The 18,081-nt window shown below is 40.7% G+C and carries 16 protein-coding genes; all 16 read left to right on the top strand.

Going from position 1 to position 18,081, the window contains the following annotated elements:
- Positions 1 to 58 precede the first annotated feature (58 nt).
- Positions 59 to 1,348 (top strand): histidine--tRNA ligase, encoded by a 1,290-nt coding sequence (hisS, locus tag C5N92_RS03380; RefSeq protein WP_111749454.1) that lies wholly within the window; start codon positions 59 to 61, stop codon positions 1,346 to 1,348.
- 22 nt (positions 1,349 to 1,370) lie between these two features.
- Entirely contained in the window at positions 1,371 to 1,994 is a 624-nt protein-coding gene (locus C5N92_RS03375) for a YfgM family protein (RefSeq protein WP_181015868.1), read from the top strand.
- A gap of 127 nt (positions 1,995 to 2,121) precedes the next feature.
- On the top strand, positions 2,122 to 2,805 hold the full coding sequence (pnuC, locus tag C5N92_RS03370; RefSeq protein ID WP_111749452.1) for a nicotinamide riboside transporter PnuC: 684 nt from the start codon (positions 2,122 to 2,124) through the stop codon (positions 2,803 to 2,805).
- 90 nt (positions 2,806 to 2,895) lie between these two features.
- On the top strand, positions 2,896 to 3,606 hold the full coding sequence (gene hda / locus C5N92_RS03365; protein WP_111749619.1) for a DnaA regulatory inactivator Hda: 711 nt from the start codon (positions 2,896 to 2,898) through the stop codon (positions 3,604 to 3,606).
- 1 nt (position 3,607) lies between these two features.
- A complete protein-coding gene (gene ccmA / locus C5N92_RS03360; protein WP_111749451.1) occupies positions 3,608 to 4,234 on the top strand; it encodes a cytochrome c biogenesis heme-transporting ATPase CcmA in 627 nt (208 codons plus the stop codon).
- A gap of 4 nt (positions 4,235 to 4,238) precedes the next feature.
- The gene (gene ccmB / locus C5N92_RS03355) at positions 4,239 to 4,901 is read left to right on the top strand and encodes a heme exporter protein CcmB (protein WP_111749450.1); all 663 of its coding nucleotides are present in this window, start codon (positions 4,239 to 4,241) and stop codon (positions 4,899 to 4,901) included.
- A 45-nt stretch (positions 4,902 to 4,946) separates the two neighbouring features.
- The gene (locus C5N92_RS03350) at positions 4,947 to 5,678 is read left to right on the top strand and encodes a heme ABC transporter permease (RefSeq protein WP_111749449.1); all 732 of its coding nucleotides are present in this window, start codon (positions 4,947 to 4,949) and stop codon (positions 5,676 to 5,678) included.
- Between the two features lie 17 nt (positions 5,679 to 5,695).
- Positions 5,696 to 5,902: a heme exporter protein CcmD gene (gene ccmD / locus C5N92_RS03345; RefSeq protein ID WP_111749448.1), complete on the top strand. Its 207-nt coding sequence runs from the start codon at positions 5,696 to 5,698 to the stop codon at positions 5,900 to 5,902.
- A 152-nt stretch (positions 5,903 to 6,054) separates the two neighbouring features.
- Positions 6,055 to 7,443 carry a DASS family sodium-coupled anion symporter gene (locus tag C5N92_RS03340; protein WP_111749447.1) on the top strand — a complete coding sequence of 463 codons (1,389 nt, stop codon included), beginning with the start codon at positions 6,055 to 6,057 and terminating at the stop codon, positions 7,441 to 7,443.
- 230 nt (positions 7,444 to 7,673) lie between these two features.
- Positions 7,674 to 8,849 carry a phosphoglycerate kinase gene (locus C5N92_RS03335; RefSeq protein ID WP_111749446.1) on the top strand — a complete coding sequence of 392 codons (1,176 nt, stop codon included), beginning with the start codon at positions 7,674 to 7,676 and terminating at the stop codon, positions 8,847 to 8,849.
- 154 nt (positions 8,850 to 9,003) lie between these two features.
- The gene (gene fbaA / locus C5N92_RS03330) at positions 9,004 to 10,083 is read left to right on the top strand and encodes a class II fructose-bisphosphate aldolase (RefSeq protein ID WP_111749445.1); all 1,080 of its coding nucleotides are present in this window, start codon (positions 9,004 to 9,006) and stop codon (positions 10,081 to 10,083) included.
- Between the two features lie 138 nt (positions 10,084 to 10,221).
- Positions 10,222 to 11,022: a peptide ABC transporter ATP-binding protein gene (locus tag C5N92_RS03325; protein ID WP_111749444.1), complete on the top strand. Its 801-nt coding sequence runs from the start codon at positions 10,222 to 10,224 to the stop codon at positions 11,020 to 11,022.
- Positions 11,023 to 11,037: 15 nt separating this feature from the next.
- On the top strand, positions 11,038 to 11,676 hold the full coding sequence (locus tag C5N92_RS03320; protein ID WP_111749443.1) for a nitroreductase family protein: 639 nt from the start codon (positions 11,038 to 11,040) through the stop codon (positions 11,674 to 11,676).
- A gap of 90 nt (positions 11,677 to 11,766) precedes the next feature.
- The gene (locus tag C5N92_RS03315; RefSeq protein WP_111749442.1) at positions 11,767 to 12,300 is read left to right on the top strand and encodes a TIGR00645 family protein; all 534 of its coding nucleotides are present in this window, start codon (positions 11,767 to 11,769) and stop codon (positions 12,298 to 12,300) included.
- Between the two features lie 53 nt (positions 12,301 to 12,353).
- A complete protein-coding gene (gorA, locus tag C5N92_RS03310) occupies positions 12,354 to 13,724 on the top strand; it encodes a glutathione-disulfide reductase (protein ID WP_111749441.1) in 1,371 nt (456 codons plus the stop codon).
- 316 nt (positions 13,725 to 14,040) lie between these two features.
- The coding region (locus C5N92_RS11215; RefSeq protein ID WP_165827746.1) for an ESPR-type extended signal peptide-containing protein at positions 14,041 to 18,081 on the top strand (4,041 nt) is incomplete at its 3' end.

The following is an 18,081-nucleotide window of genomic DNA, read 5'->3' as shown; positions in this document are numbered from 1 at the left end:
ACTCAACCTGATTAATTGGTAGGGACACACTGCGTGTGTCCGTAATAAAAGGAATAATATGTCAAAAACAATTCAAGCCTTACGCGGAATGAATGATCTTTCCCCAACCGAAACACCGTTGTGGCAATGGGTGGAAGCGAATATCCGTGATACTTTTGCCAGCTATGGCTATACCGAAATGCGTAGTCCGATTATGGAGTCCACCGACCTATTCAAACGTGGCGTGGGTGAAGCAACGGATATCGTTGAAAAAGAGATGTTTACTTTTACTCGTAGCGAAGAAGCGGGGGAAAGTTTTACCCTACGTCCTGAAGGTACTGCAGGTTGCGTGCGTGCGGCGATTGAACACGGTTGGATTTACAATCAAGAACAGCGTTTGTGGTACATCGGTCCGATGTTCCGCTATGAGCGTCCGCAAAAAGGGCGTTATCGTCAATTTCACCAAGCAGGCGTGGAAATTTTCGGTATTCCAAATGCGGAAGCGGACGCAGAGCTAATCGTTCTCACCGCTCGTTTATGGGAAAAACTCGGTATTCGTGAACACGTGACTTTACAGCTGAACTCTATCGGCGGTTTGGAAGTACGTACTCGCTACCGTGAAGCCTTAGTCGCCTTTTTACAAAACCACTTGGACGTGTTAAAGCAAGATCCTGACAGCGAACGCCGTTTAACCACCAACCCGTTACGTATTTTAGATACCAAAAATCAAGCGTTACAAGCGGTATTAAACGATGCTCCGAAACTGCACGATTTCTTAGATGACGAGTCCAAAGCACACTTTGCAAGACTTTGTTCAATCCTTGATGAAATGGGCATTGCTTACGAAGTGAACCAAAAATTAGTGCGTGGTTTGGATTACTACAACAAAACCGTATTTGAATGGGTGACGACAGCGTTAGGTGCACAAGGCACGGTCTGCGGCGGCGGTCGTTACGATGGCTTAGTGGCTCAACTTGGCGGACACGCTACTGAAGGTGTAGGCTTCGCAATGGGCTTAGAGCGTTTGGTGCTGTTGGTTCAAGAAGTCAATCCGAATGTACAGTTGCCACGAGCGGTCGATATTTATGTGGTACATTCTGGTGACGGCACAACGGCTGCAGCATTCCGTTTAGCTGAAACCTTACGCAATGCCTTTCCACAGCTTCGCACAATGTTGCATACAAGCGGTGGGAATTTCAAAAAACAATTCAAACGTGCCGATAAATCAGGGGCGAAAATTGCCCTTGTATTAGGGGAAAGCGAAGTGGCGGAGCAAACGGTGGTGGTCAAGGATCTGTTTGGAGAAGTCGAGCAAATCACCCTTGCCCAAGCAGATTTAATTAATGAATTAACCAAACGTTTTGCATAACGTTTGTACATAAACAGGAGCAATAATGAGCGATTATTTGAATAAAACTGAAGAACAGCAGTTTGAAGAAGCGAAAAGTTGGTTTAAACAAAATGGTACGCCGATTGTAGTGACAATCTTCTTAGTGGCTGCAGCGACATTTGGCTGGAACTACTGGCAAAAACATCAAATTGAAGTAGCTCAAACCACATCAGCAAGCTATCAACAAGTAATGGAAAGCTATTTGCAAGATCCAACGAAAAACGCACCGCTTGTACAAAAATTTATTGCAGACAATAAAGAGTCAAGCTATGCGGTGTTTGCTCAACTGGAAGAAGCCAAACAGACCGCAGAAAAAGGCGATTTTGCTACAACCAAAACCTTGCTTAAACAAGCCTTAGGTTCAACGACAGATGCCACATTACAAAACGTGATCCGTTTTCGCTTAGCGACGGTGGATTACCAACTCAAAGCCTACGATGAAGCCCTTACAACCCTTGCACAAATTAAAGATACCGCTTGGGACTTCCGTAAACAGCTACTCACAGGCGACTTACTTGTAGCCAAAGGCGATAAAACCGCAGCGAAAAGTGCTTACGAACAAGCTAAAGAGAAAGTTAGCGAAGGCGATAAGATGTTAATCGATATTCGGTTAAATAATCTATAATCAATAAAAAGGACTGCTAAGCAGTCCTTTTTTGTGAACTAGATCGCATAAATGTGATTTATATTTTACATTTTTAGCAAATAAGGCGTAAAATATAGATGTCTTATATCACATTTATGAGGTCTTTATGAACTATTCATTACTACTTAGTCAAATCAAAGAAGAACTATTCAGCGGCTGGAAGCCGTTTGAAGTTATTTGGCTTTTTCTCTTTATTGCAGCCCAAGTGGGTGTCTATATCCATTCGCCTGATTCCCTATTAGGCATGATCGCAGGTATTTCAGGTTTAATCTGCGTGGTGTTCGTGAGTAAGGGGAAAATCAGTAACTATTTCTTTGGATTGATTTTTGCTTATAGCTATTTCTATGTCTCTTGGGGAGCTAATTTCCTTGGTGAGATGAACACTACACTCTATGTCTATATCCCAGCTCAATTTATCGGTTATTTCCTTTGGAAACAAAATATGCAGAAAGCGGAAGGAAGTGATGCGGTTATTGCAAAATCATTAAGCATTAAAGGTTGGATTTTCCTTGCAGCATTTATTACAGTGGGGACGTTATTACTCGTTCAAGCTTTAAATGCAGCAGGTGGTAGCTCTACTGGGCTTGATGGATTAACGACGATTATTGTTGTAGCAGCGCAAGGCTTAATGTTATTACGTTATCGTGAGCAATGGTTACTTTGGATTGCATTGAATATTCTTTCCATTATTCTTTGGGCAGAAAATCCATCAATGTATATTATGTATTCAGCCTATTTATTAAATTCACTGTACGGTTACTATAACTGGACAAAACTTCAAAAAGCTTAAAGAAAATCTCTTATAAATCAAAGGTTGAGTCTTCTCAACCTTTCTTTTTTCCGTTATTCTTTGCACAATTTTTTTCTCTTAAATAATACTTTGCAACTGACATTACCTATTCATCAAGTAGATGATGAAACTTTCGATAATTTTTATGCTGAAAATAGCTTGTTGCTGTTGGATTCGTTACGTCAAAATTTTGATAACGTACAACAGCCCTTTTTCTATATTTGGGGGAATAAGAGTAGTGGTAAAAGCCATCTATTAAAGGCGGTAAGTAATCACTATTTATTGAATCAGCAATCGGCAACCTATATACCTTTAGAGAAATCTCGCTATTTTGGGCCTACAGTTTTAGATAATGCAGATCAGCTTGATGTAGTCTGCTTAGATGATGTACATGCTGTGGCAGGCGATGATGAATGGGAGTTAGCGATTTTCAATCTATTCAACCAAATTCGGGAACAACAAGGATTATTTAGTCAAGGGAGAAAAACGTTATTACTGATTAGTGCAAATTGTCCGCCACATCAATTGGCTATTCATTTGCCAGATCTTCGCTCTCGTTTAACTTGGGGGGAAGTGTATCATTTAAACGACCTAAATGATGAACAGAAACAGATTATTCTTCAGCGTAATGCACAAAATAAAGGTTTGGAACTTTCAGATGATGTGACAAGTTTTCTGTTGAAACGCTTAGATCGTGATTTACAAGTTTTGATCAATAAATTAGATATTTTGGATCAAGCTTCATTACAAGCACAGCGTAAGCTAACACTTCCTTTTGTCAAAGAAATTTTAGGATTATAAAATGAATCAACTTTCACTAATAAATATCGCCTGTGAGCGAGGTGAAACAAGGTTGTTTGAAGGCTGTTCACTCTCCATTTCTAGCGGACAATGGTGGCAAATTGAAGGGCATAATGGGATTGGTAAAACCAGTCTGCTACGGATTTTAGCGGGATTATCTGTGGCAGCAGAAGGGGAAGTGCAGTGGAACGGTGAGAAAATCCAACAACAACGAGATGAATATTACGCTAATTTGTTCTATTTAGGGCATTATGCAGGTATTAAGCCAGAACTGACCGCTTGGGAAAACTTACGTTTTTATCAGAAAATTCAAGGCTTACCGTTAGATGATGAAACCTTGTGGAATGCGTTGAGCAAGGTGTCGTTGATTGGGCGAGAAGATTTGCCTTGTTCGCATTTATCGGCAGGGCAACAACGCCGTGTGGCATTGGCGAAGTTATGGCTCACACAAGCAACCCTGTGGATTTTAGACGAACCTTTTACGGCGATTGATAAAAAAGGTGTTGCCGAATTGATTGGACATATTGAACAACATTGCGAAAAAGGCGGCATGGTGATTTTTACTAGTCACCAAACTGCTGAAAGCGATAAAGTACAGGTATTATCGTTAGATCCGTTTAAGGTGTAAGAACATGATTTTATTAACCATTATCCAACGAGAATTAACTATCGCATTTCGTAAACCTGCGGAAATTTTAAACCCACTGTGGTTTTTCTTGATTATTATCACCATGTTTCCACTTTTAATGGGTCCAAACCCTGAATTACTCGCTAAAATAGCTTCAGGTACAGCATGGGTAGCGGCAGTACTTTCGGCGTTACTCTCTTTTGAGCGTTTATTTCGTGATGATTATTTAGATGGTTCTTTAGAACAAATGATGTTACTGCCTATTGGTTTACCACAAGTTGCTTTAGCCAAAGTGATCGCTCACTGGTTATTAACCGGGTTGCCATTAATTTTACTTTCACCCATCACCGCTATTTTACTTTCCCTTGAAACAGAAGTATGGTGGGCATTAGTGTTAACATTGTTATTAGGCACGCCAATTTTAAGTTGCTTGGGCGCGATTGGTGTAGCACTGACTGTTGGGCTACGAAAAGGCGGAACTTTACTTAGTTTATTGATTTTACCGCTCTTTTTACCTGTGTTAATTTTTGCTGCTGCAGTATTAGAAGCCTCAACCTTAAACGTTGGCTATACGGGGCAGTTGGCGATTTTAGGCGCAATGCTGACATTAGCATTAACCTTTTCACCTTTTGCGATTGCAGGGGCATTACGGGTTAGCTTGCAGTAACAAGCGGTCAGATTAAGAGAATTTTTTGCAATTATTGGAGTTTTTATGTGGAAATGGTTACACCCTTACGCAAAATCTGAAACACAATACCATTTGCTAGGGAAACTACAGCCTTGGCTTGCTGTGTTGAGTTTTTTGTTACTTTCGGCAGCCTTCATTATTGGGCTAGGGTTTGCACCAAAGGATTACCAGCAAGGCGATAGCTATCGCATTATTTTTATTCATGTTCCCGCTGCGATTTGGTCAATGGGCGTTTATGGCTCAATGGCGGTGGCGGCCTTAATCGCAGCCGTTTGGCAAATTCGCCAAGCTCATCTTGCGATGATTTCTATGGCTCCCATCGGCGCAGTATTTGCTTTCCTCTCTCTTGCCACTGGGGCGATTTGGGGTAAACCGATGTGGGGAACTTGGTGGGTTTGGGACGCTCGTTTAACCTCAGCTTTGGTTCTGTTTTTCTTATATCTAGGCGTAATGGCACTCTATTCTGCTTTCCAAGATAAAAATACAGGAGCAAAAGCCGCAGGAGTGTTATCAATGGTAGGCGTGATTAATTTACCGATTATTCACTTCTCGGTTGAATGGTGGAACACCTTACACCAAGGCGCAACCATCACTAAATTCGATAAACCTTCTATGGCAACAGAAATGCTCACTCCGTTATTGTTAGCTATTTTCGGCTCAATGATTTTTATGATTTGGTTAAGTATTGTGCGTTATCGCAGTGCCTTATTACAAGATGAACGCAAGCGTCCTTGGGTAAAAGCGTTGGCAAAATAAGGGTATAGGAGAGAAAAATGACATTTCAATTTGCATCTATCAGCGATTTTTTTGCCATGGGCGGCTATGGTTTTTATGTATGGCTTTCTTATGGATTAACGTTTTTAGCGGTTGGTTTATTAGTTTGGCAAAGTAAAAGAGAGATTCGTCAAACCTTGCAATTGGTTAAAAAAGAGCAGGCTAGGGAGAGTCAACAAAATAACAAGCGGTCAGATACGGTATAGATGTTGTAAAGGTAGGTTTATCCCTACCTTTTCTTTTTGTTAAAAATATGTGACATAATTCACAAATAATGAATTTGATTGTTTTAATAAATTACTGTTTTGATAAACTAAATTAATATATTTCCATATGTTATTTTATTTGTGGGGGCGTTATGTCAGCAACAAACCAATCATCAAATCCAGTAACAAGAAATGGGCTTATCCTATTATTTGATATTGTGCTCTTTTTTGTTTTATTAAATACATTACCTTTTGATCCTGCAGCTAGTAAAGGTTTGGCATTACTTGTCTTCGTTGCTATTTTATGGCTTACCGAAGCTTTACATGTGACTGTTACAGCTTTGCTTGTTCCTGTCCTTGCGATAGGATTAGGTCTCGTTAAGTCTAAAGAAGCACTGAGTGCTTTTGCAGATCCAACTATTTTCCTATTCTTTGGTGGCTTTGCTCTTGCTACAGCACTACATATTCAAGAGCTAGATCGTCTCATTGCAAATAAAATTATGGCAATGGCAAAGGGAAAATTATCGGTTGCAATTATCTATCTCTTTTCTGTAACCGCATTCCTGTCTATGTGGATGAGTAATACTGCGACAGCAGCCATGATGCTACCGCTTGCGATGGGTATTTTAAGTAAATTAGATAAAAATGCTCACCATAACACCTATGTTTTTGTGCTATTAGGGATTGCCTATAGTGCAAGTATCGGTGGTATGGGAACACTAGTCGGTAGCCCACCAAATGCAATTGTTGCATCTCATCTTAATTTAACCTTTGCGGACTGGTTGAAATATGGCTTGCCGATTATGTTTATCCTAATGCCATTAATGATTGCAACGCTTTATGTTGTATTCAAACCAAAATTTGATGTCACATTTGAACATAGCTTTGAAAAAATTGAATTAAACCGCGATCGTATTATTACCTTATCCATTTTTGGATTAATTGCGATTTGTTGGGTTTTCGGTGACAAGTTAAACCCGATTATTTCAGGCATACTTGGCTTACAAGGTAAAATTGGCAGTTTTGATAGTATCGTTGCTCTTTGTGCTGCGGTGTTAATTTGTATTACAAAAGTGGCATCTTGGGATGATATTCAAAAAAATACCGAATGGGGTGTATTAATGCTCTTTGGTGGCGGTTTGACACTAAGTGCGGTACTTGGCCAAACTGGGGCAAGTAAAGTAATGGCTGATGGTATCGTGTTCTTAATTGAGGGCGGTCATTTCTATCTCATTGGTTTATTGGTAGCAACTTTTATTATTTTCTTAACCGAATTTACATCAAATACGGCAAGTGCCGCATTGTTAGTACCAATCTTTATTTCTATTGCACAAGCATTAAATATGCCACCTGTTGGTTTAGCGTTAATCATCGGTTTAGGTGCATCTTGTGCCTTTATGTTACCAGTGGCAACACCACCAAATGCGATTGTCTTTGGTACAGGGCAAATCAAACAGAGCGAAATGGTCAAAGCAGGTTTCTGGCTTAACATTATCTGTATCTTTGTTATTGCGACAGTGGGCTATTTCTTCTGGCTATAGTAGCGTATTTAAATGGAATGCAAGCGGTCACTTTGTGGCCGCTTTTTGCATATTTCTTTCAGATGATGGAAATGTTTCTAAAAAAGTGATGTCGAACAAAAAGATTTATTTTATTTTATAAAGAAATTCGTAAGATTAGCGAATAATTTGATCTACATTATCCCAAATGTAATTGAAACTGATATAATCACTCTGTTTTTTATTTTTGAAAATCAAAAGAGGAACTAACTATGTCCGTTAAAAAAATGGCAGATCTTGATCTTGCAGGTAAACGCCTTTTCATCCGTGCAGACCTTAACGTACCAGTGAAAGATGGCAAAGTGACATCTGATGCTCGTATTCGTGCAACCATTCCAACCTTAAAATTAGCCTTACAAAAAGGGGCTAAAGTAATGGTTACTTCACACTTAGGTCGTCCAACAGAAGGCGTATTTGAAGAAGCAAACTCTTTACAACCTGTGGTCGATTACTTAAATGCGTCAGATTTAGGTGTGCCAGTCCGTTTAGTACGTGACTATTTAGATGGCGTTGATGTGCAAGAAAACGAAATCGTGGTACTTGAAAACGTGCGTATTAACAAAGGTGAGAAGAAAAACGATCCTGAGCTTGCGAAAAAATATGCCGCACTTTGTGATGTATTCGTAATGGACGCATTTGGTACGGCTCACCGTGCTGAAGGCTCAACTTACGGCGTAGCAGAATATGCACCAGTTGCTTGTGCAGGTCCATTATTAGCGGCAGAGTTAGACGCTTTAGGTAAAGCATTAAAAGAGCCACAACGTCCAATGTTAGCGATTGTTGGTGGTTCAAAAGTTTCTACTAAATTAACTGTTTTAGACAGCTTATCAAAAATCGCTGACCAATTAATCGTAGGCGGCGGTATCGCAAATACGTTCATTGCGGCTGAAGGTCACAATGTAGGTAAATCTTTATACGAAGCAGATTTAATCCCTGAAGCACAACGTTTATCAAAAGCAACGAACATTCCTGTTCCTGTGGACGTGCGTGTTGGTGCGGAGTTCTCTGAAACAGCCCCTGCAACACACAAAGCAGTAAGTGAAGTGACTGCAGAAGATTCTATCTTCGATATCGGTGATAAATCAGCAGAAGAATTAGCTGAAATTATCCGCAATGCAAAAACAATCCTTTGGAATGGTCCAGTTGGTGTGTTTGAGTTCCCTAACTTCCGTAAAGGTACAGAAGTGGTTGCACAAGCTATCGTTGATGCAACGGCAAACGGTGCGTTCTCAATCGCAGGTGGCGGTGATACCTTAGCAGCAATCGATATGTTTGGTATCGCAGATAAAATCTCTTACATCTCAACAGGTGGCGGTGCGTTCTTAGAATTTGTAGAAGGCAAAGTGTTACCAGCGGTTGAAATTTTAGAGAAACGTGCAAACGGTTAATTAAAATCTCTTTGCCTAGGGCTTACGCCCTAGGTTAAGCATAAGTCAGCTCCGCTGGAGCTGTATTGAGCTACGTAGTAGCTCATTTATGCGTAACCCACGGCGTGTAGCCGTGGGGAATATCAAAAAATTCAAATATAGAAGGAAAACCAAAATGGCAAAATTATTAGACATCGTAAAACCAGGTGTAGTAACAGGTGATGACGTTCAAAAAATCTTTGCTTATGCAAAAGAACACAACTTCGCACTTCCAGCAGTAAACTGTGTGGGCTCTGACTCTGTAAATGCTGTATTAGAAACGGCAGCTCGTGTGAAAGCACCCGTTATCGTGCAATTCTCAAATGGCGGTGCGCAATTCTATGCAGGTAAAGGCATTAAACCAGCATCAGGTGCTCGTGCAGACGTATTAGGTGCAGTTGCAGGTGCAAAACACGTTCACGAATTAGCGAAAGAGTACGGTGTACCCGTGATTCTTCACACTGACCACGCAGCGAAAAAATTACTTCCGTGGATTGACGGTATGTTAGAAGCAGGTGAAAAACACTTTGCAGAAACAGGTCGCCCATTATTCTCTTCTCACATGATTGACCTTTCAGAAGAACCAATTGAAGAAAACATGGAAATCTGTAAAGAATACCTTGCGCGTATGAGCAAAATCGGTATGACCCTTGAGATCGAAATCGGTATCACGGGCGGTGAAGAAGATGGCGTGGACAACAGCGATGTTGATGAATCACGTTTATACACCCAACCAGAAGACGTATTATTCGTTTACGATTCATTGAACCCAGTAAGCCCACGTTTCACCGTTGCTGCAGCATTCGGTAACGTACACGGCGTTTACAAACCAGGTAACGTGAAATTAAAACCATCTATCTTAGGTGCATCACAAGAGTTCGTTTCTAAAGAGCGTAATCTTCCTGCGAAATCAATCGACTTCGTATTCCACGGCGGTTCAGGTTCTTCACAAGAAGAGATCCGTGAAGCAATCAGCTACGGTGCAATCAAAATGAACATCGACACCGATACACAATGGGCATCTTGGGAAGGTATCTTAAACTACTACAACGCAAACAAAGATTACTTACAAGGTCAATTAGGTAACCCAGAAGGTCCTGATTCACCAAATAAAAAATACTACGATCCACGTGTTTGGTTACGTAAAATGGAAGAATCTATGTCTAAACGCTTAGAGCAATCTTTCATTGACTTAAACTGTGTTGATGTATTGTAATTCGCAAAACTTTGCGTAAAAAAGACCGCTTGTAAAAGCGGTCTTGTTTTATGAAACGTAGGGACACACTGCGTGTGTCCGATAAGATCGATTTTAAGCGGACACACGCAGTGTGTCCCTACCTTGTTTAATTTAAATATGGCACTCCCACTTCTCGACGTTCAATCCCTAAGTAAACGTTTTACCGATCGCATTAATATTTTTCGTAAGCAAGAATTTTATGCGGTGAAAAATGTCTCTTTTACCTTACATCACCAAGAAACTTTGGCGATAATCGGGGCAAACGGGGCGGGCAAATCGACGCTGGCAAAAATGTTAGTGGGAATTACGGAACCCACTTCAGGTAAGATGTTTCTTAAAGATCATGAATTAACTTATGGCGATTATGAATTTCGAGCGAAAAAAATTCGGATGATTTTTCAAGATCCGAATGATGCCTTTGACCCGAATTACAACATCGGGCAGATTTTGGATTCCCCGTTAAGATTGGCAACCAATTTATCTGAAGAAAAACGTAACGAACGTATTTTCCGTACCTTAAAATTGGTGGGAATGTACCCTGAACATGCCCTTGTGCATATTAAAGAAACATCAAGCAGCCAAAAACAGCGTATTGCCTTAGCACGAGCGCTGATTTTAAACCCTGATGTCATTATTATTGATGACACGTTAAGCACCCTTGATTTTTCCCTAAAAACACAACTTACTAATTTGATGTTGAGTTTACAAGAGCGCCTTGGGCTTTCTTATATTTATGTAGGGCAAAATTTAGGATTAATCAAACACATTGCCGATAAATTAATGGTAATGGATCAAGGGGAAGTGGTGGAATATGGCAATACCAAAGAGATATTACTCAATCCACAGCATCCCATTACTATTCGATTAATAGAGAGCCATTTTGGGCAACGTCTTACAGAAGACGCATGGGCAGATTAACTAAATGGAGAGAATATGGAACTTATTGATGCAATTCAGCAGAGAAAAACAATAAAAATGTTTCAACGTGGTGTAAATATTCCACGAGAAGAAATCATGGAGATGCTCACTTTAGCACAGTTTGCACCTTCTAAAGCAAATCTTCAGCCGTGGCGATTTGTGGTGATTGATGAAACGGAGCAGAAAAAGCAATTATTGGATAAAGTCGCCTTTAATGCGCCGCCTTGTGAAAGTGCTTCTGCGGTCATCATGATTTTAGCTGATCTTCACTATGAAAAACTGCTTGATGACGTGTTAGATAACTCTATCGCAAGCGGTTGTTTACATCCAGGATTTCGCGAAAATTCGTATAATTTTTTATTGGGCGTACATAACAGCTTAAGCCAACAAGAAATCCGCGATCAAGTGCTAATTGATAGCAGTCTTGTAGCGATGCAATTAATGCTGATTATAAAAGAGAAAGGCTATGACAGCCACGCTATCGGCATTTTTGATCGTAAAGCGGTATTAGAAACCTTAGCCATTGACAGTGAGCGATATGCGCCTGTGATGTTACTGGCAATCGGCAAAGCCGCCGTACCAGCATTGCCAAGTGCAAGACTTTCAACAGAATATACGGTGTCATGGAATAACGGTCAAGGATTTAAAAAGTAATTCCTATAGAAACAAGCGGTAAGATTTGTTAATTTTTTTGTAAAAAATTGCTAAAATCTTGCCGTTTTTTTATTTCATTTTAGAGGTAATATGAACTCACAAAAAAATATTGAATTAAAGCAAAGCATTTTTAGCAAAATTATTTTTGCGAGCCGTTGGTTACAATTACCTATCTATTTAGGATTGATTGTGGTGCAAGGCATTTATGCCTATAAATTTTTAAAATCCTTATGGAATTTAGTCGTCAATTTAGGTGTGATGGATGAAAACACCATTATGTTGGCGGTACTCAATTTAATTGATGTGGTGATGATCGCTAACTTACTCATCATGGTGGTTGTCGGTGGCTATGAAACCTTTGTCTCACGTTTGAATGTAGATAATCATCCAGACCAACCTGAATGGCTAGATCATGTCAATGCTTCGGTATTAAAAGTTAAATTATCTATGGCGATTATTAGTATCTCGTCGATTCATTTGTTACAAACGTTTATTAACGCATCAAAACTTAGCTCTGAAACAATGATGTGGCAGTTACTTATTCACATTGGCTTTATTTTATCTGCCATTGGTGTCGCTTATACAGATAAACTGTTAAACAGCGTGGCGCACACAAAACACTAATTTTTGTAAAAAAATGCGGTAATCTCACCGCTTGTATTGATTAAGGAATCTTTATGACTAAACATTATGATTATATTTCTATTGGCGGCGGTAGCGGTGGTATCGCATCCATTAACCGTGCGGCGAGCTATGGCAAAAAATGTGCCATTATTGAAGCAAAACATTTAGGCGGAACCTGTGTGAATGTTGGCTGTGTACCGAAAAAAGTGATGTTCTACGGTGCACAAATTGCTGAAGCCATTCACAGCTATGCCCCGGATTACGGTTTTGATGTCACGGTAAACAAGTTCGACTACGCTAAATTAGTCGAAAGCCGTCAGGCGTATATCGGGCGTATTCACACCTCTTATAACAATGTATTGGCAAAAAATAATGTCGATGTGTTAAACGGCTTCGGTAAATTTGTGGATGCAAGAACCATTGAAGTCAGCTATGCAGATGGTACTAAAGAGTTAGTTACCGCTGATCATATTTTAATTGCAACGGGCGGTCGTCCAAGTCGCCCTGCAATCAAAGGTGCAGAATACGGGATTGATTCTGACGGCGTATTTGCGTTAACCGAATTGCCAAAACGAGTTGCCGTGGCAGGTGCAGGTTACATTGCCGTGGAACTTGCAGGTGTATTAAATAGCTTAGGCGTTGAAACGCATTTATTTGTACGCCAACACGCTCCAATGCGTAATCAAGATCCACTTATCGTTGAAACCCTTGTTGAAGTGTTAAATCAAGACGGCATTCAGCTTCACACCCATTCTATTCCAAAAGAAGTGGTGAAAAATGCGGACAGCTCATTAACCTTTAAACTGGAAGACGGTCGTGAGCAAGAAGTCGATTGCTTAGTGTGGGCGATTGGTCGTGAGCCAGCTACAGATGTGATTAACCTTGCGGCGACGGGCGTGGCAACGAACGAGCGTGGTTTTATCAAAGTCGATAAGTTCCAAAATACCAATGTAAAAGGGATTTATGCGGTAGGCGATATTATTGAAGACGGTATCGAATTAACCCCTGTTGCCGTGGCAGCAGGTCGCCGTTTGTCTGAGCGTTTATTCAACAACAAACCGAACGAACATTTGGATTACAACCTTGTTCCAACCGTGGTGTTCAGCCACCCACCAATCGGCACAATCGGTTTAACCGAGCCACAAGCGATTGAACAATATGGTGCAGAAAGTGTCAAAGTGTATAAATCGTCATTTACGCCAATGTATAGTGCTGTCACACAACATCGTCAACCTTGCCGAATGAAGTTAGTCTGTGTAGGTAAAGAAGAGAAAGTTGTCGGTTTACACGGTATCGGCTTTGGGGTAGATGAAATGATTCAAGGTTTTGCGGTTGCAATCAAAATGGGTGCAACCAAAGCAGACTTTGATAATACCGTGGCGATTCACCCAACAGGTTCGGAAGAATTTGTTACTATGCGATAAATTATAAATCATTGACGGATTTATTCTGTGTAATAAACATATAAGCAGGCTTTAGATGGCCTGCTTTATTTTTATTTTGGTCATCTTTTTTTGCATACTTTTTATGCTATGATAAGAACATTTTATACAAAATATTATTCGGTATATAGTCGTGACATAAAAATCAAAAGAACTTATAGGGGAGCTTTATCCGTTAAATATTGGGGTTATTTGGGTCGGGTAAAACTTTTCTCTTACTTTGGATTTATGCAATTGACTACATAATCGAGAATGTTGGTTTTTTTATTTAATTTGATTTAATTTTTAGGAATTTGTTATGAATAAAATTTTTAGAGTTGTATGGAATCACTCTACTCAAACTTGGGTTGCGGTATCTGAATTAGCAAAAGGGAAAGCAAAATCTTCAAATTCAATTGATATAGCTGAGGTTGTAAACCGTTCAGATAAAAAATGGTGGACGGCAGGGGCTATTTCGTTATTAAGTATCTTAGCGACTAATCCTATATGGGCAGCTTCATCAACAGGTAATGGTATTGTTGCTGATGTGCCATCAGGTACGAATACAGCTTTAAATTTAGCTATAGGTACAGCAACAGCAACTGGTGGAATCATTGATAATGGTGCTGCTATTGCAATAGGGCAACGTGCTACTGCAACTGGATATGGTGTCGTTGCTGTGGGGGATCGTGTAACAGCTACAGGTAGCCAAAGTGCTGTTTTTGGTTCTAATGCAACAGCAAATGGTCTACAAAGTGTTGCGATTGGTAATGATGTAAAAGCATCGGGATATGGCTCTATTGCTATTGGTGGTGACGATATCGGTGATAAATCATCTTATACTGTTGCGGGTAAAACATTCTCTATTACAAACAGTGCTGGTCAGACTGTTACTTATGTTTCTCCTGTTGCAAGCGGAAAAGGTGCGGTAGTTATTGGTGCATTGGGGCAGGCGACAGGAGACTTCTCAAGTGCTATTGGGGCAAATGCGCTTGCAAAAGCAGAAGGTTCGACTGCTATTGGTTCTTTTTCATCTGCAACAGGTGTGGGTAGCTTGGCGGGTGGTGTGAATGCAACAGCAAGTGCCAATAGTTCAACTGCATTAGGTATTAATAGCGCTGCAAGTGCTGATTTTACAACGGCTTTGGGTATTGATGCTAATGCAAGCTCTGCAAATGCAACTGCTCTTGGGGCAAATGCTAAGGCAAGCCAAGTTGGTGCAACAGCGATCGGTACTAATGCAACTGCAAGCCATCAACGTACTGTAGCTATTGGTGTAGATGCCAAAGCTACATTTATGAATGCAACTGCAATTGGTGGGCTAGCTCAAGCAACTAAAGAAGATGCCATTGCTATTGGTGCATTGGCAAATACGACAGGTAACTCTGCTATTGCTATTGGTAAATCATCTAATTCAACGTCTCAAAACTCTATTGCAATGGGTAATGATGCAGATGCAGTATCAGATAATACATTGGCTTTTGGTGCTTATAGCGTAGCTAATAATACTAATGCTATTGCAATTGGTAGAACTACACACGCTACAGCAGAAAATGCAATTGCAATAGGTAGAGAAGCCAAATCAGCTTTAGCGGGTGCTGTTGCTCTAGGTAATGCTTCAGAAACAGGCACTTCTGTTCCTACAACGACATTAAGTTATAGCTTTCTTAATGCAGCAGGAGATGCAGTTACAGCGACAGCAGCATGCCAAACAGCAAGTTCGGTTGTTTCTGTCGGGAAGGGGAACTATGCTCGTAAAATTACGAATGTAGCTGCAGGTACTGTATCGGCTACATCTACCGAAGCGATTAACGGTAGCCAACTTTATAACGTTGTTACTAACGTGGGTTTTAATACGCAAGAAAATGGCGCAAATAAATCACGTGTAAATAATAATAATATCGTAAATTTTGTTAATGGCACTTATACCGCAGCAAACGTAACGGGTACAGGAAATACTGCAGTAAAATTTAATGTTGTAACTCAAGGTATTACATCGACAAACGGCGTAGCATCCGTATCAGGCACAACTGCAGGTTTAGCTACTTCTGCAGATGTGGTCAATGCCGTGAATAACACTGGCTTCACTTTACAAGCAAATGGTGCAAGCGGTTCATTTATCAAATCAGGCAGCACAGTTAGTATAAATAAAGGATCTAATATTGATGTAACCAAATCAGGTAATAATATTACTGTTGCCACATCAATGACCCCAACCTTTACCACAATTACCACTACAGGCGATGCAACCGTTGGCGGTACATTAAATATGACCAATGGCAAAATTACTAACCTTGATAATGGTACAGCGGCAGGCGATGCGGTCAATTTATCTCAATTAAAAGCAAATACATCTAAAGTTGTCGCGGGTAAAAATACAAGCGTTACTAATACAACAAGTGCAGATGGCACAACTTATACCGTTAATGCTAATGATACGAGTGCGAGTGTTTCAACAGACAGTGCATTGCTTAGTGTGAATGCAAACGGCACTAAAACTGTTGGCGATGCAACGGTTACAGATTATAAAGTTAGTCTAGCTAAAGGTACATTTGGCACAACGACTACAGGAGCATTGACAACAGCTACAGCGGGCGTTGCAACTGTTGCAGATGTAGCGACAGCGGTTAATGCTGGCTACTGGAAAGTAGGCAATAATGCAAGAACAGCAACTGCTCAAATTAAATTTGGTGATCAAGTAAACTTTGTCAATGGTAGTGGTACAACATCAAATGTTTCAGGTTCAAGTATCACCTTTGATGTTGCAGTGGATGGTAAGACTATTGAACTTAATAGTGACGGTAAACTTACTGTTAATGCTAGCTCATTACCAAAAGGTGTGTCTGTTGAAGCGGGTAATCATACTACAGTTACACCAAGCACAACTAATGGTGCAACAGTGTATAAAGTTGATGCAGAAAAGACGACAGTTAGTGCAGGTTCAGATGCAGTCACTGTAACAGCGGGCACGAAAAATGCTAATGGTGTAACAGACTATGTGGTGGATTTAAATGCAAGCACTAAAGCGCAATTAGCGAAAGAAGAATCGGCATCGGCAGGGAATAACAATATTGTTGTTACAGCAAATGGAACGAAGAATGGTACCAATGGTACAGATTATGTTGTGACCTTAAATAATACCTTAGATTTAGGGACAGCAGGCTCGGTAACGATGGGTAATACCAAGATTGATAACAGCGGTTTAACCATTACAGGTGGTCCGAGTGTTACAAATACAGGGATTAATGCAGCCAATAAAGCGATAAGTAATGTACTTGCAGCGACATCAGACGATCAAGCGGTGAATTTAGCACAATTAAAAGCAAATACAACGAAAGTCGTTGCAGGCAACCATACAAGCGTGACGAATAGCAGTGATGCAAACGGCATTACTTATACCGTGAATGCAGAGAAAACAACGGCGAGTGCAGGTTCAGATGCAGTCACTGTAACAGCGGGCGCGAAAAATGCTAATGGTGTAACAGACTATGTGGTGGATTTAAATGCTACAACTAAAGATCAATTAGCAAAAGCAGATTCTGCGCTACAAAACTTCACAACGAGTGTGAATGGTCAGACAGTGGAAACTATCACTAAGGATAATCGAGATGTTAACTTTGTGAACGGCACGGGTACGACGGCACGTAATGACAGTAGTAACATTACCTTTGATGTAAACAAAGCGAATCTCACGACAGCAAAAGATGGCACGGTGACATCGGATGCGAAGGGAGATAACTTTGCGACAGCGGAAGATGTTGCAGATGCGATAAACAGTGCGAGTAAGGCGGCGAAGACGGAAGTTGTTCAAGGTGACAACATTGTAGTAACAAGCGAGACAGGAGCAAACGGTCAAACGATTTACACGGTAAAAACGGCAGATAATTTGAACGTAACTAGCGTGACCGCAACGAAAGTGAATGCAACGACTGTGACGGCGGGAGATAGCGTCATCACAACAGATGGCATCACTATCAATAACGGCACACAAGGCAAGTCAGTTAGCTTAACGAAAGACGGCTTAGACAACGGTGGAAACAAAATCACGAATGTTGCAAACGGCACAGCGCCAAATGATGCGGTAAACTTTAGTCAATTACAGGCATCATCAAATGCAGCGAAGACAGAAGTTGTCAAGGGAACGAACATTGCGTCAGTCACGAGTGAGACAGGGACGAACGGTCAAACGATTTACACGGTAAATGCGAATGGCACGACGGCATCGGCGGGCTCGACAGCGGTTACAGTCACGGGTACAGCGGGAGCGAACAATGTCACTGATTTTGCGATAGACTTAGCACAGACGACGAAAGAGTCGTTATCGAAAGCGGACAGTGCAATGCAAAGCTTTACGACGAGT

This window comes from Glaesserella australis (assembly GCF_003260095.1).
Taxonomy (GTDB): Bacteria; Pseudomonadota; Gammaproteobacteria; order Enterobacterales; family Pasteurellaceae; genus Glaesserella; species Glaesserella australis.
This window is presented reverse-complemented; position numbering and strand designations above follow the sequence as displayed.